At 62.8% G+C, this 14,393-nt stretch carries 13 protein-coding genes; all 13 read left to right on the forward strand.

The annotated features are described in order from the left end of the window. Positions 1-11 precede the first annotated feature (11 nt). Positions 12-1,112: an ABC transporter substrate-binding protein gene (locus ARADN35_RS0104480; RefSeq protein WP_010459462.1), complete on the forward strand. Its 1,101-nt coding sequence runs from the start codon at positions 12-14 to the stop codon at positions 1,110-1,112. Positions 1,113-1,144: 32 nt separating this feature from the next. Beyond that, positions 1,145-2,176 carry a 4-hydroxythreonine-4-phosphate dehydrogenase PdxA gene (locus ARADN35_RS0104485; protein WP_010459464.1) on the forward strand — a complete coding sequence of 344 codons (1,032 nt, stop codon included), beginning with the start codon at positions 1,145-1,147 and terminating at the stop codon, positions 2,174-2,176. Positions 2,177-2,208: 32 nt separating this feature from the next. Then, positions 2,209-3,381 (forward strand): L-rhamnonate dehydratase, encoded by a 1,173-nt coding sequence (locus ARADN35_RS0104490; protein ID WP_010459466.1) that lies wholly within the window; start codon positions 2,209-2,211, stop codon positions 3,379-3,381. A 9-nt stretch (positions 3,382-3,390) separates the two neighbouring features. Continuing rightward, a complete protein-coding gene (locus ARADN35_RS0104495) occupies positions 3,391-4,320 on the forward strand; it encodes a dihydrodipicolinate synthase family protein (protein ID WP_010459469.1) in 930 nt (309 codons plus the stop codon). Between the two features lie 8 nt (positions 4,321-4,328). Beyond that, on the forward strand, positions 4,329-5,774 hold the full coding sequence (locus ARADN35_RS0104500) for an aldehyde dehydrogenase family protein (protein ID WP_010459470.1): 1,446 nt from the start codon (positions 4,329-4,331) through the stop codon (positions 5,772-5,774). 2 nt (positions 5,775-5,776) lie between these two features. Beyond that, entirely contained in the window at positions 5,777-6,718 is a 942-nt protein-coding gene (locus tag ARADN35_RS0104505; RefSeq protein WP_029413269.1) for an SMP-30/gluconolactonase/LRE family protein, read from the forward strand. Between the two features lie 2 nt (positions 6,719-6,720). Then, positions 6,721-7,650: a YncE family protein gene (locus ARADN35_RS0104510; RefSeq protein ID WP_029413271.1), complete on the forward strand. Its 930-nt coding sequence runs from the start codon at positions 6,721-6,723 to the stop codon at positions 7,648-7,650. 169 nt (positions 7,651-7,819) lie between these two features. After that, positions 7,820-8,563 (forward strand): cytochrome b561 domain-containing protein, encoded by a 744-nt coding sequence (locus tag ARADN35_RS0104515; protein WP_010459476.1) that lies wholly within the window; start codon positions 7,820-7,822, stop codon positions 8,561-8,563. Between the two features lie 15 nt (positions 8,564-8,578). Next, positions 8,579-9,685 (forward strand): ABC transporter ATP-binding protein, encoded by a 1,107-nt coding sequence (locus ARADN35_RS0104520; protein WP_029413275.1) that lies wholly within the window; start codon positions 8,579-8,581, stop codon positions 9,683-9,685. Positions 9,686-9,714: 29 nt separating this feature from the next. Beyond that, on the forward strand, positions 9,715-11,046 hold the full coding sequence (locus tag ARADN35_RS0104525) for an extracellular solute-binding protein (RefSeq protein ID WP_010459479.1): 1,332 nt from the start codon (positions 9,715-9,717) through the stop codon (positions 11,044-11,046). A 12-nt stretch (positions 11,047-11,058) separates the two neighbouring features. Further along, positions 11,059-11,934 (forward strand): carbohydrate ABC transporter permease, encoded by an 876-nt coding sequence (locus ARADN35_RS0104530; protein WP_029413277.1) that lies wholly within the window; start codon positions 11,059-11,061, stop codon positions 11,932-11,934. Between the two features lie 15 nt (positions 11,935-11,949). After that, the gene (locus ARADN35_RS0104535; RefSeq protein ID WP_029413279.1) at positions 11,950-12,774 is read left to right on the forward strand and encodes a carbohydrate ABC transporter permease; all 825 of its coding nucleotides are present in this window, start codon (positions 11,950-11,952) and stop codon (positions 12,772-12,774) included. A gap of 55 nt (positions 12,775-12,829) precedes the next feature. Beyond that, positions 12,830-14,371 carry a methyl-accepting chemotaxis protein gene (locus tag ARADN35_RS25880; RefSeq protein ID WP_081474564.1) on the forward strand — a complete coding sequence of 514 codons (1,542 nt, stop codon included), beginning with the start codon at positions 12,830-12,832 and terminating at the stop codon, positions 14,369-14,371. The last annotated feature ends 22 nt before the right edge of the window (positions 14,372-14,393 follow it).

Consider the following 14,393-nt stretch of genomic DNA (forward strand, 5'->3'; position numbering starts at 1 on the left):
AGACATGCACCATGAAAACATCCACCACCCTTCGCCACACCCTGCTGGCGGCCGCTCTGTGCGCCGGGCTCAACGGCATGGCCGGTGCCCAGGACTTCCTGGCCACGGCCAAGGCCAAGGTGGCTGCTGCCACCAGCGCCAAGACGAAATGGGATGGGCCCACCACGGGCCCCAAGGCGGCAGCCGATAAAACCATCGTCTACGTGGCCTCCGACATGCGCAACGGCGGCGTGCTTGGCGTGTCCAAGGGCGCTGAGGAAGCCGCCAAGGCCATCGGCTGGAAGATTCGTGTGCTGGACGGTCAAGGCACGGTGCAAGGCCGAACGGCCGCTTTCAATCAGGCCATCGCGCTCAAACCCGCGGGCATCCTGCTGGGCGGTTTCGACGCCAAGGAACAGGCTGCAGGCGTCAAAACCGCCACCGGCAGCAAGATCCCCGTGGTGGGCTGGCACGCGGCCAAGGAAGCAGGCGCAGTGGACGGCATGTTCTTCAATGTGACGACCAACGCCCAGGACGTCGCCGAGATCGCCGCGCTGCATGCGGTAGCCACCTCCGACGGCAAGGCCGGCGTGGTGGTGTTCACGGACTCCGCCTACGCAGTGGCCATTGCCAAGTCCAATGCCATGGCAGACGTGATCAAGAAGTGCACCGGCTGCACGCTGCTGGGGGTGGAGGACACGCCGCTGGCAGACACCTCCAACCGCATGCCGCAACTGACCACCTCGCTGATTCAGCGCCATGGCGCCAAGTGGACGCACTCGCTGGGCATCAACGATCTGTACTTCGACTTCATGGGGCCCACGCTGCAATCGGCGGGTGGTGCGGCGAAGGATCTGAAGAACCTGTCGGGCGGCGACGGTTCCGAATCGGCCTACCAGCGCATCCGCACCGGCCGCTTCCAGGCAGGCACCGTGCCCGAGCCGCTGAACCTGCACGGCTGGCAGATGGTGGACGAGATCAACCGCGCCCTCGCTGGCGAGAAAGCCAGCGGCTATTCCACGCCCGTGCACCTGGTCACGGCAGACAACATCAAGGGCGACGGCGGTCCCAAAAACAGTTTCGACCCCGACAACGGCTACCGCGACGCCTACAAAAAAATCTGGGCGAAGTAAGCCCGCCATTTCACTACCAAGAGAGTTCACGCATGTCTTCTTCTCCCCAACCTGTGGTCGCCCTGACCCTTGGTGACCCCGCCGGCATCGGCCCCGAACTGATCGCCCGATTGATGGCGCAGGAAGAGCTGATGCGCCTGGCCAATGTGGTGCTGGTCGGCGACCGCTGGTTGTGGGAGGAAGGACAGCGCATCGCGGGCAAAACGGTCCCCACCGTCGGCGTGGAAAGCCTCGCGGCCGTGCGCCATCGCAGCGACTTTTCGCAGCCCGCGTTTTTGGAGGTGCAGACCGTGGCACCCGAACAGGTGACACGCGGCATGGCCCAGGCTCCGGGGGGCAAGTCGGTGCTCAAGGTTTTGGACCAGTGCATGGACGCCGCCCTGGCGCGGCAGGTGGACGCTATCTGCTTTGCTCCCCTCAACAAATTTGCCATGAAGCAAGGTGGCCTGCAGCACGAGGACGAGCTGCACCACTTTGCCCAGCACCTGGGCGTGACCGGTTACTTCTGCGAATTCAACACGCTGGGCACGCTGTGGACATCGCGCATTTCTTCGCACGTGCCTCTGCTGGACGTGGGCCGCTACCTGACGCCCGAGCGGATCATTGCAGCCACCCAGTTGATCTACCGTTCGCTGCAGGCGGCGGGCGTGGCACAGCCTCGCGTGGCCGTGGCCGCCCTCAACCCCCATGGCGGTGACGGCGGCACCTGTGGCCGCGAAGAAATCGACACGATCATTCCGGCCGTCAAGACACTCAACGAACAGGGCCTGCCGATTGCGGGCCCGTTCCCGGCGGACACCATCTTTCTGAAGGCACGCGACGGCGAGTTCGACGCCATCGTCACCATGTACCACGACCAGGGCCAGATCGCCATCAAGCTGCTGGGCTTCAGCCGGGGCGTCACGGTCCAGGGAGGGCTTCCGGTGCCCATCACGACCCCCGCCCACGGCACGGCCTACGACATTGCCGGCAAAGGCACCGCCAGCGTCGACGCCACAGCCAATGCCTTCCGTATCGCGTGCCGCATGGGCCAGTCCTACCGCGACGGCATCGCATTCCATTGACCCAGATACCCCACACATCAGGAGGAAGCCTCATGAAAATCAAATCCGTCCGCGCCCGTGTCTTTGAATGGAAGGGCCCCACCGTTCCACCCCAGGGCAACTTCTGCTCCAACGCCATGGACCTCGTCTATTCGAAGACCGAGACCATGAGCACCTTCCGCTTCCACTCATGGACCGTGGTGGAAATCGAGACAGACGACGGCATCGTGGGCTTGGGCAACGTGGCCCTGGCGCCCAAGATCGCCAAGGCCATCATCGACGAGTACCTGGCGCCCCTGGTCATTGGCCAGGACCCCTGGGACTACGAATACCTGTGGCAGCGCATGTACCGCGCCACCCACGCCTGGGGCCGCAAGGGCGTGACGATGGGCGCCATCTCGGCGGTGGACCTAGCCATCTGGGACATCCTGGGCAAGAGCGTGAACAAGCCGGTGTTCAAGCTGTTGGGCGGACGCACCAAGGAAAAAATTCCCTGCTACTACAGCAAGCTCTACCGCACGGATCTCGATGAAATGCAAAAGGAGGCCCAGACCTTCAAGGACCAGGGCTTCACCGCCTTCAAGATGCGGTTTGGCTACGGCCCGGCCCACCTGCAACAGGGCGTGGCAGAGAACCTCAAGTCGGTGGCCGCAGTGCGTGAAGTCATCGGCTACGACGCCGACCTGATGCTCGAGTGCTACATGGGCTGGAACGTCGAATACGCAAAGCGTATCTTGCCCAAGCTCGAGAAGTACGAGCCCCGCTGGCTGGAAGAGCCGGTCATCGCCGACGACGTGGATGGCTATGCCGAACTGAACCAGCTGACCAGCATCCCGATCTCAGGCGGCGAGCATGAATTCAGCCTCTACGGTTTCAAGCAGCTGCTCGACCGCAAGGCCGTGAGCGTGGTGCAGTACGACACCAACCGCGTGGGCGGCATCACGGCGGCCCACAAGATCAACGCGCTGTGCGAGGCCTACAGCGTGCCTGTCATTCCCCACGCCGGGCAGATGCACAACTACCACCTGACCATGAGCACTCTCGCCTCGCCCATGGCCGAGTATTTCCCCATGTTCGACGTGGAGGTCGGCAATGAGCTGTTCTATTACATCTTTGCGGGCGAACCGGTGGCAGACAACGGCTTTGTGCAACTGGACGACCACACCCCCGGCCTGGGCCTCACGCTCAAGACGGAGTTCCTCGACCAGTTCGTCATCACCGAATAAGGCGCAGCCATGGCATCCGCCCAAGCCCCCCGCTACCGGGGCATCTTCCCCGTCGTTCCGACGACATTCGCCGAGTCGGGTGCACTCGACCTTGAAAGCCAGAAACGCTGCCTCGACTTCATGATCGACGTCGGTGTGGATGGCCTCTGCATCCTGGCCAACTTCTCCGAGCAGTTCTCGCTGTCCGACGCCGAGCGCGAGACGCTGACCCGCGTCTCCCTGGAACATGTGGCCGGCCGCGTGCCGGTCATCGTCACCACCACCCACTACGGCACCCGGGTCTGCGCCGAGCGCAGCCGCGCCGCACAGGACATGGGCGCCGCTATGGTGATGGTGATGCCGCCCTACCACGGTGCCACCTTTCGCGTGCCCGAAGCGCAGATCTATGAGTTCTACGCCCGTGTGTCCGATGCGATCAGCATCCCGATCATGGTGCAGGACGCCCCCGCCAGCGGCACCGTGCTGTCGGCCCCCTTCCTCGCCCGCATGGCGCGGGAGATCGAGAACCTGGCTTACTTCAAGATCGAAGTGCCGGGTGCGGCCAGCAAGCTGCGCGAGCTGATCCGCCTGGGCGGCGCGGCCATCGAAGGCCCGTGGGACGGCGAAGAGGCCATCACCCTGCTGGCCGACCTGGATGCGGGTGCCACCGGCGCCATGACAGGCGGCGCCTTCCCCGATGGCATTCGCCCCATCATTGAGGCGCACCGCCAGGGTGACATGGACCAGGCCTTTGCGCTCTACCAGCGCTGGCTGCCGCTCATCAACCACGAAAACCGCCAGGGCGGCATCCTGACGGCCAAGGCCTTGATGAAGGAAGGCGGCGTGATCGCCTGCGAAGCGGGCCGCCACCCCTTCCCGGCCATGCACCCTGAAGTGCGCCGCGGCCTCATCGACATCGCGCGCCGGCTGGACCCGCTGGTGCTGCGCTGGGCGCGTTGAAAGCAAGCATGAAAACCCATCCCAACTTCATCAACGGCGAGTGGCGCGAAGGCGACTCACTGAGCCCCAACATCAATCCCAGCAACCTGGCGGACGTCATCGGCGAATACGCCATGGCGTCGACCAGCGACGTCAACGATGCCGTCGCCGCGGCTCGCAGCGCACTGCCCAGCTGGAGCACGGGTTCGGTGCAGGCACGCAGCGACGCGCTGGACCGCATTGGCACCGAAATTCTGGCGCGCCGCGAAGAGCTGGGTGCACTGCTGTCCCGCGAGGAAGGCAAGACCCTGCCGGAAGGCATTGGCGAAGTGACGCGGGCCGGCCATATCTTCAAGTTCTTTGCCGGGGAGTCTTTGCGTCTGAGCGGAGAACTTTTACCTTCGGTGCGGCCGGGCGTTGGGGTCGAAATCACGCGCGAACCCGTGGGCGTGGTCGGGCTGATCACGCCCTGGAATTTCCCCATCGCCATTCCGGCCTGGAAAATTGCGCCAGCACTTGCCTGGGGCAACTGTGTCGTCTTCAAGCCAGCAGACCTGGTGCCAGCCAGTGCCTGGGCGCTGGCGGACATCATCGCGCGCAGTGGGATTCCCGAAGGCGTGTTCAACCTGGTCATGGGCAAAGGCAGCGTGGTCGGTGAAGCGCTGGTGGAACACCCCGGGGTGGACGCAGTGAGCTTCACCGGCTCGGTGGGAGTGGGCCGCAGGATTGCAGAGGCCTGCGCGCGCAATCTCAAGAAGGTGCAGCTGGAAATGGGCGGCAAGAACCCCCAGGTCATTCTTGACGATGCTGACCTGAAGCAGGCAGTCGAGCTCTCCGCGCAATCGGCGTTTTATTCGACCGGGCAGCGATGCACCGCCTCCAGCCGACTAATCGTGACGCAAGGTATTCACGACCGCTTCGTTGTGGCGCTTAAGGAGCGCATGGCCAGCTTGCGCGTGGGGGACGCGCTCTCGCAAGGCACGGACATTGGGCCGGTGGTATCGGCAAGCCAGCTCGAGCAGGACCAGTTCTACATCGGCATCGCGCGCAGCGAAGGCAGCACGGTGACCGGCGGCCACCGCGTGCCTTGCCACACCGGCAGTGCCCAAGAAGGTTACTTCCTGGCGCCGGCACTGGTGACGAACACCACCAACGCCATGCGCATCAACCTGGAAGAAGTTTTTGGCCCGGTGGCCAGTGTGGTCTGCGTCAAGAACTACGAAGAGGCGCTGGCCACCGCCAACGACACGATTTTTGGGCTGTCCGCCGGCATTGCCACCACCAGCCTGAAACACGCTGCGCACTTCAAGCGCCACATCCAGGCGGGGATGTGCATGGTGAATTTGCCTACGGCGGGGGTCGACTACCACGTGCCTTTTGGCGGGCGCAAGGGCAGCAGCTACGGGCCCAAAGAGCAAGGCAGCTACGCCCGCGACTTCTACACCAGCATCAAGACTGCTTACACCTTGGCATGACCATGACCACGACGACTGACGCACTGTTGCCGCCGCAAATTCTCGACACACGAGCCTCCCACGTGCTGCGCGGCGCGCGCCTGGAGCACCTGTGCACGGGGGCCCTCTGGAGCGAAGGGCCCGTGTGGCTGTCGCAGGATGATTGTGTGTTGTGGAGCGACATTCCCAACAACCGCATCCTGCGCTGGTCGGCCCTTGACGGAATGACGGTGTGGCGCAGCAACGTGGAGTTCACCAACGGCCACACCCTGGACCTCGAGGGCCATCTGCTGCACTGCTCCCACGGCCTGCGCGCCATCGTTCGCACCCCGCTGGTCAATGGCCAAATCCATGCAGACACTCCAGACGCGGTGATCGTGGATCGCTATCTTGGCAAACGCCTGAACTCACCCAACGACATCGTCGTGCGCAGCGACGGAACCATCTGGTTCACCGACCCGCCCTACGGCATCCTCAGTGACTACGAAGGCCACAAGGCATCCAGCGAGCTGGCAGGCAATTACGTCTTCTGCTACGACCCTGCAAACCACACGCTGGAGATCGCCAGCGACTTCATCGAAGAGCCCAACGGCATCGCGTTCTCGCCCAACGAGCGCCTGCTGTACGTCAGCGACACCTCTGCCGCGCTGCGGCAGGACGGCTCCGGAAACCACCACATCGTGGCCTTTGAGGTCGAGGGAAAACAACTGCACAGGCCCCGCGTGCTGGCTGTCATAGAACCCGGGCTGGCAGACGGCTTTCGGGTCGACCGCCAAGGCTGGGTCTACACCAGCAGCGCAGACAGCGTGCAGGTCATCCACCCCGACGGAACGCTGCTCGCACGCGTCCCGGTCCCGGAGAAGGTCGGCAACCTGACCTTCGGCGGTAGGGACGGCCAGTCGCTCTTCATCGCCGCAAGTACCTCGCTGTACCGCGTTTCGCTCAACACCTCTGGAGATCAATGACCATGACCCGTGATGTACTGCTGCTTGTCGAAAAATGCAGCCACTGCTTTAGCTATTACGACCTGGAGAGTGGTGAGCGCACGGCGAGCATTGCACTGCCCGAATTTCCGCACGAGTTTGTGGTCGATTCCCGGCAGGACTTTGCCTACATCGGCCACTATGGCGTGGAAACCTCGGGCCATCTGGGCCAGGGCGGCACCAGCATCTTCCAGATCAACATCAGAGAGCGCCGCCTCGAACGCACCATCAACATTGCGCCATTCAACCGCCTGCACGGGCTGCAGATCGATAACCTTGACCGGCTCTACGCACTGAGCGAAGACCGTGCCCAACTGGTGGTGCTGGACCACCCGGCCACAGATGTCGCCCCCCGCCGCGCGGTCCCCACCGGAGGCATCAAAAGCCATCTCTTCGCGCTGACGCGCGATGGCCAGACGGCGTACTCCATGAACCTGCTGTCCCACACGGTCACGAAGGTTCGGCCCTACGACGCCACCTTCTCGCCCGTGGCCTGCAGCCCGGGGGAAAAGCCGGAAGGCTATGCGCTAAGCGAAGACGAAAAGACCTTGTATGTCACCTGCCGTTGGAGCAACACGCTGTGCGCCATCGACACGGACACGATGCAAGTCAAGCGCAGCGCACCTTCGCGCGATGACGCCACACGGCTGTACCTCAGCCGAGACGGCCGGCTCATCGTCACGAACTACGGCGAGCGAAGCCTGTCCATTGTGGACCCCGAGACGCTGCAAGAGATCGCTCACATTCCAATGCAGGCGCGCGCCATTGCGCTGAGCCTGCACCCCACCAAGCCACTGGCCTTGGTGAGCCAGGACAACGACCAGTTGGGGTACTTCAACCTCACCACCCTTTGCTTTGATCGCTGGATGTCCACGCAACGTGAGCCCGACGTATCGCGTGTCGTCAGGCTCTAAAGCAATCCACCACTAATTAACTTCGGTTCGTGCACGTGCCCCCCGTGGGCGCGCGGGCCGAGCTACGCCCAAATTCCACCGATTGCGTGCCTCCGTGGTCCTTCCATCCTCCAACAACGTGGCCCCCCTCTGCGAGAACTAGACCGTGACTGATTGGCTTCACTGGCTTATGACCCCCATCAGCGGGGCACCGACCCACAGCATTGCGCCGTGGGCCTACTGGCATGCGCGGCTCATGGTGTTGGCATGGGCCTTTGTGCTGCCCCTGGGCGTGATGGCCGCGCGGTTTTTCAAGGTCACGCCGGGGCAGGACTGGCCGCAGGTCAAGGACAACAAGGCCTGGTGGCGCGCGCACCGGTGCCTGCAATACACGGGCGTCATCGCCATGCTTTTCGGCCTCTACCTCGCCTGGGGACAGGGCTCGGGCCGCACCGCAGCGGCGCTCTGGCATGCCAGGTTGGGGTGGACGGTGGTCGCGCTGGGCGTGCTGCAGATTGGCGTGGCATGGGGTCGGGGCAGCAAGGGTGGCCCCACCGACCCGCGGATGGCCGGAGACCACTACGACATGACGCCATGGCGCACCACATTCGAATGGACGCACAAGGCGGGAGGCTACCTGGCGCTGCTGATTGCGGTCGCTGCGGTATTCACCGGACTCACCGCGGCAGACGCTCCCCGCTGGATGTGGCTGGCCATCGGGCTGTGGTGGATCAGCCTGGTGGTGGTCTTCGTCGTGATGCAACGGCAAGGGCGGTGCATGGACACCTACCAAGCCATCTGGGGGCCAGACACCGGCACCCAAGCCAGTCGCAAGCGCCCCACGGGCTGGGGTGTTCGGCGGTACGCGGCATCCGAATGGACAACGAAGTTTGGACCGGCCCGCCAGGGCCCCCAGCGACCCACAAAGCAATAGACACCAGGAGAACCCATGTCAGGACTTGAACTAAATAACGTGGTCAAACGCTTCGGCGATGTGACGGTCGTGCAACAGATGGACCTCACGATCCACGAGGGGGAATTTGTTGTACTGCTGGGTGAATCCGGTTGCGGAAAAAGCACCACCCTTCGGATGATTGCCGGCCTGGAAGAGGCCTCGGAGGGAAAGATCTTCATCGCAGGACGCGACGTCACGAACATGGCGCCGATGGAGCGCGATATCGCGATGGTGTTTCAGAACTACGCCTTGTACCCGCACATGGACGTGGCAGAGAACATGTCGTTTGCGCTGCGGCTCCTGGGGCGCCCTAAAGCCGAGATCGCCGAAAAAGTCGGTACCGCCGCGAAGATCCTGAGCATTGAGCATCTGCTGAACCGAAAGCCCAAGGAGCTGTCGGGTGGGCAACGCCAGCGTGTGGCCATCGGGCGCGCCATCGTGCGCGAACCCAAGGTGTTCCTGTTTGACGAACCCCTGTCCAACCTGGACGCCAAGCTGCGCGGGCACATGCGGGCCGAACTCGCCATCCTGCACGAGCGTCTGGGCAAAACCACGGTCTACGTGACGCATGACCAGATCGAAGCGATGACGCTGGCGTCTCGCATCGTGATCTTCGACAAAGGCCGCATTCAGCAGATCGGGACGCCGTCGGAAGTGTTCACACGGCCCGCCAGCATTTTTGTGGCGGGTTTCATCGGAACCCCAACGATGAACTTCTTCAAAGCCCGCTATACGCAGGAACACGGCGTGGGGCTTTTACGGGGCGAAGGCTTTGCGTGGCCAGCTCCCGACTGGCTCATTGGGCAATCGCCCCGGCCTGACCAGGCGCTGACGCTGGGCATACGGCCACAGGCGTTTCGCCCCAGTACCAGCACCGGCACTAACGAGAGGCCGCTGCTGAAGCTGCAGGTGGATGTCGTGGAGTACCTGGGCACCGAAAGCCAGGTGGTCGGGCACATGAACACCCCCGGCGGCCAGCGGGTGGCGGCCATGCTGCCGGGCAATGCCCAGGCGTCGCTGCACCAGAACATCCACCTCGATTTCGATCCCCAGGACATGCACGTGTTCGAGACCGATTCAGGCCGCTCGTTGCGCACATGAACCACAGTTTTTACCCAGGAGACAACACCATGAAAAGACGCGATTTCGTCAAAAGTGCGGGCACTACGGTCTTTGGCGCGGGGCTTCCGCTCAGCGGCGCGCGGGCACAAAACCGCTACGCCAAGTACGCAGGCCAGACCGTGACCTTCAGCATCCCGGCCCATCCACACTACGACGCGATGGTGAAGATCTTGCCGGAGTTCACCAAGGAAACCGGCATCAAGATCGAGACGGATCGCCTGGCCATGGGGCGCATGAAAGAAAAGCAGTTGCTCGAAATGGCCAAGCCCCAGGGCGACTACGACCTGGGGAGCTATGTCGTGATGTGGAAGGGTGAGTACGTTTCCAAGAACCTTATCCAGCCACTGGAACCTTTCCTGAAAAACCCGGCGCTTGCAGACCCCGCCTACGACCTCAAGGACATCATCCCGGTCTACCTAGAAAACCTGGGCATGGTAGGCGGTCCCAAGGGCTACCTTGCCGGCCCCGGCGCCAAACTCTATGGCCTGCCTTACGGCGCAGAAACATCGGTGCTGGCGTACCGCAATGACATTTTTGCAAAGCACAACCTGAAGGCGCCAGAGAACTACACCGAGTTCCGCAAGCTGCTGCGCGTGATCAAGGACAAGGAGGGCATCGGCGCACTGGCATCGCGCGGTCAAGCTGGCCACCAGGCCGTACACGCCTGGCTGCTGCACCTGAACCCCTTGGGCGGCAGCGTGTTCGATGACCAATGGCGCGCCCGCTTCAATGACAAGATCGGCGTGGAAGCACTCCAGTTTCTGCAGGAAGTGGTCGCCACGGGCCCCGCGGGCATCGCGGGGTATGGCCAGGGTGAAAGCAACACCGCCTTTCTGCAGGGCCAGGCAGCCATGTACCTCGATTCCACCTCGTTGGCCGGCCTGGTGAACGATCCGACCAAGTCCAAGGTGGCAGGCAAGGTGAGCTGGGCACTGCACCCGGCCGGTACGCGCAGGGCGTCGCAGTCTGGCGGCCTGGGGCTTGCCATCGCCAAGAATGCGAAGAACGCGGACGCGGGCTTTCTGCTGATGCAATGGCTCACGTCCAAAGAGCAGGACAGGGCCGTCACCAAGGTGGGCGGAGCACCCACGCGCAACTCCACGCTTTCTGATGCAGACCTCGTGCGCCAGTACCCCGAGTTCATTACCTTCAAGGAAGCCCTCAAATATTCGAACCCCGACTGGCGCCCGATCATCCCCGTGTGGGACAAGATCAACGTCCAGGCGCTGGGCATTGGAATCTCCGAGGCGCTCACCGGCAAAAAGACCGCAGAAGCTGCGTTGAACGATCTGGTCGCGCCCGTCACACAGATGATGCGCGAAGCAGGCTACAAGGTCTGAGGCCAGGGCACCATGCGCACTCCCTCGTGGGTTCCGGCCCTCTACCTTGGGCCCGCCGTTGTCATCATGGCTGCGGCGTGCCTCTATCCCGTCTTTTCTGCGATCCAGCTCGGTCTGTATGACTGGAGCATGGGCACGCCCTGGAGCGATGCCCGTTGGGTGGGTCTGGACGCCTTCGTCTCGGCCTTCAGCAACGCCAGGGTCTGGTCGTCACTGTGGACCACCCTGGTATTTGCGGCGGTCTGTGTTACCGCAGAGATGGTGCTGGGAATTTCCCTCGCACTGGCTCTGGAGCGCCCGGTGCGTGGCACTGCGTTTTTTCGCACCCTGTTCATCCTTCCGATGATGATCGCGCCGATTGCCGTGGGCCTGGCGTGGCGCTACATGTTCGATGCACAGTTCGGCATCATCAATGCGGTGCTGGGTCTGCTGCACATTGCACCGCTGACCTGGCTGGCCGACCCGACGCTGGCCTTTGCGGCCATCGTGATCGCGGACATCTGGCAGTGGACGCCCTTTGTTTTCATCATGATGGTGGCCGCGCTCGCCAACGTGGACGGTGCGGTGATCGAGGCCTCGCGCATCGATGGCGCCAACTGGTGGCAGATGACGCTGCTGGTGAAGCTGCCCATGATTGCGCATGTCATCGCCATCACGCTGATGATGCGCTTGGTGGATGCCTTCCGGGTGCTGGAGGTGATCTATGTGCTCACCTTTGGCGGCCCCGGAGACTCCACCGAAATCCTTGCACTGCACATCTACAAGACAGCTTTTGTGGGACAGCAGCTGGGCGTTGCTGCGGCCATCTCGGTGCTGCTGCTGGTCGTCGTCGCGGGGCTGTCGTGGGTCGCGCTGCGAATCTCCAACCCACTCGACAACCGCAGATAACCCGGGTTCCCCTCCATGAAACGCTCGCCTTTTATTAGCATGTCCCACTACGCCATGCTGATCACCCTGGCGGTGATCTGCATGGCCCCGATCGTGGTCATTTTTGCGACCAGCTTGCGCCAGCAGGTGGACATTTTTGCCGATCCCCTGAACTTCATTTTTGCGCCCACGCTGGAGAACTACCGCGCGGTGCTGCAGGAAGACAAGTTCGACCGCTACCTCTACAACAGCCTGTTCGTGGGCGTTGTCTCCACCGCCATCACGCTGGTGCTTGGATGCATGGCGGCCTACGGGCTCGCCCGGTTTCAGTTTCCCGGGCGACGCACGTTGGCCTACACCACGCTGCTGCTGCGCACGGTCCCACTGGCAGTGTTGGCCATTCCGGTGTTCCTCATCTGGAACGAGTGGCATCTGGTCAACAGCCTTTGGGGCCTGGTGTTGCTGTACGTGGCGGTGAACCTGCCCTTCACGATCTGGTTGCTGTACGGCTTTGTGCTGCAGGTGCCTATCGAGCTCGAAGAGGCCGCCGCCATCGACGGATGCGGTCCCTTGCGCGTGTTCACCAAAGTGTTGCTGCCACTGATGGCACCGGGTCTCGCCGCGGCATCGATCTTCACTTTCCGCATCGCCTGGAACGAGTTCATTTTGGCCCTGGTGCTCACCGATCGGCACACCCGCACGCTGCCCGTGGCTGCATCGCTTTTCATCACCGACATGGGTGTGGATTGGGGCCGTGTGATGGCAATGGCAAGCCTCATTGCCATTCCTCCCCTGATCTTCACCTTCGTTGCGGCGCGCCAGATCATCACCGGCCTTACTGCCGGAGCTGTCAAAGGCTGATCTGTCCATCTGAGCGCAAAACGACGCCTCTGCCACCTTGACCGCCGCAAGCCCTATGAAACTCCTTTCAAAGAACATCGGTATTGGTGGCCAGATGCTGCTGCTGACACTGGCCGTGCTCACGCTGCTTTTTGCGGGCGCGTGGCATGTCCATGCGCAGCTGAATAGGCTGAAATTTCCAGCGTCGGAATCTGCGACCGGGGTCCCAGGAGCGGCGGCGTATGCATCCTCCGCGCTGTGGATTACCGTGGCCTTGGTTGCAGCCTGCTTGCTGGGCATCGCGGCCTGGGTGACGCGCCGGATTTCCGAACGGGTATCGGTGGCGCAGCGGTTTGCCGACGATGTGAAAGGCGGCAACCTGACGAGCCTCATTTTCGACCCCGGGCAAGACGAGTTCTCAGCGCTGGTCTCGGCACTGCGTGACATGCAAGCGTCTCTGACCCGGGTGGTGTTCAAGGTCCGCAGCGGCGCCCAGGAGGTGGACACCGCCAGCGACGAGATATCGCATGCCAACACCGACCTGTCCGCGCGCACTGAACAACAAGCGATTGCACTGCAACACACCACCACCGCAGTCGAAGCCTTCAGCGCCCATGTGCACCGCGTCGCTGATGCGGCGGATGCGGGGCACACGATGGCGGAACATGCTTCAGCCTCCGGCCAACGGGGAAGTGATGCCTTCAAAGAAGTGCAAAAGACCATGGAGGCGATCGCAGCAGAGTCAGGCAAGGCCTACGAAATCATTGCCCTGATTGATGGCATCGCCTTTCAAACCAACATTCTTGCGTTGAATGCGGCCATTGAAGCAGCGCGCGCCGGAGCGCACGGCCGGGGATTTGCCGTCGTCGCCGACGAAGTGCGTTCGCTGGCACAGCGCAGCGCCGAAGCCGCCCGCGAGATCAAGCAGATCATCGCTGGCAGTGCCACCCGCATTGGCGAAGGTGTGCAACAGGTAGGGCAGGCCACGGGAAGGTTGTCGGACATCGGCAAGGCGCTCTCGTCCATGCGGGATGTCATGGCAGAGATCACGCAGGCTAGCCAGTTGCAGCGACAGGAAATCGAGGCGCTGGCGCACTCGGTGACCGTGATCGATGAATCCACGCAGCAGAACGCCGCCCTGGTGGAGCAAACCGCCGGCGCATCCCAACAATTGCGCGCACAGGTCGGCAGGCTGGTGGAGTCCGTCAATGCCTTCACGCTCAATGGCTCGCCCGCCGAAGCGCAGGCCCAGGTGCAAAGGGCTGTCGACCTGATTGAGCGCCTGGGTGCCGAGCGCGCCTACCTGGAGTTCACGCACGGCAGCGCGTTCAAGGACCGTGATCTCTACATCACCGTCTACAGCATTGACGGCGTGAGCTTGGCGCACGGAGCAAACCCCGGCAACGTCGGCAAGAACCTCATCGACATGAGGGACGCCAACGGAACCGCCATCGTGAAGAACTCACGGGATCTGGCCTTGCAACAGGGCTCGGGCTGGTCCGCTCCGTACCATATTTTCAATCCGGTCACCCAGAAAATCATGGTGAAAAAGGCGTTTGTCCAGCGGGTTGAAAACACCTTTGTCTCATCCGGCATCTACCTTGTAGATACCCACTGACCACCACCCTGGAGATACACGC

It is taken from the genome of Acidovorax radicis N35 (assembly GCF_000204195.1).
Taxonomy (GTDB): Bacteria; Pseudomonadota; Gammaproteobacteria; order Burkholderiales; family Burkholderiaceae_C; genus Acidovorax; species Acidovorax radicis.

Excerpts from the sequence above, each read along its gene's own strand:
- ARADN35_RS0104480 (WP_010459462.1), top strand. The coding sequence starts at position 12 with ATGAAAACATCCACCACCCTTCGCCACACCCTGCTGGCGGCCGCTCTG.
- ARADN35_RS0104485 (WP_010459464.1), top strand. The coding sequence starts at position 1,145 with ATGTCTTCTTCTCCCCAACCTGTGGTCGCCCTGACCCTTGGTGACCCC.
- ARADN35_RS0104490 (WP_010459466.1), top strand. The coding sequence starts at position 2,209 with ATGAAAATCAAATCCGTCCGCGCCCGTGTCTTTGAATGGAAGGGCCCC.
- ARADN35_RS0104495 (WP_010459469.1), top strand. The coding sequence starts at position 3,391 with ATGGCATCCGCCCAAGCCCCCCGCTACCGGGGCATCTTCCCCGTCGTT.
- ARADN35_RS0104500 (WP_010459470.1), top strand. The coding sequence starts at position 4,329 with ATGAAAACCCATCCCAACTTCATCAACGGCGAGTGGCGCGAAGGCGAC.
- ARADN35_RS0104505 (WP_029413269.1), top strand. The coding sequence starts at position 5,777 with ATGACCACGACGACTGACGCACTGTTGCCGCCGCAAATTCTCGACACA.
- ARADN35_RS0104510 (WP_029413271.1), top strand. The coding sequence starts at position 6,721 with ATGACCCGTGATGTACTGCTGCTTGTCGAAAAATGCAGCCACTGCTTT.
- ARADN35_RS0104515 (WP_010459476.1), top strand. The coding sequence starts at position 7,820 with ATGACCCCCATCAGCGGGGCACCGACCCACAGCATTGCGCCGTGGGCC.
- ARADN35_RS0104520 (WP_029413275.1), top strand. The coding sequence starts at position 8,579 with ATGTCAGGACTTGAACTAAATAACGTGGTCAAACGCTTCGGCGATGTG.
- ARADN35_RS0104525 (WP_010459479.1), top strand. The coding sequence starts at position 9,715 with ATGAAAAGACGCGATTTCGTCAAAAGTGCGGGCACTACGGTCTTTGGC.
- ARADN35_RS0104530 (WP_029413277.1), top strand. The coding sequence starts at position 11,059 with ATGCGCACTCCCTCGTGGGTTCCGGCCCTCTACCTTGGGCCCGCCGTT.
- ARADN35_RS0104535 (WP_029413279.1), top strand. The coding sequence starts at position 11,950 with ATGAAACGCTCGCCTTTTATTAGCATGTCCCACTACGCCATGCTGATC.
- ARADN35_RS25880 (WP_081474564.1), top strand. The coding sequence starts at position 12,830 with ATGAAACTCCTTTCAAAGAACATCGGTATTGGTGGCCAGATGCTGCTG.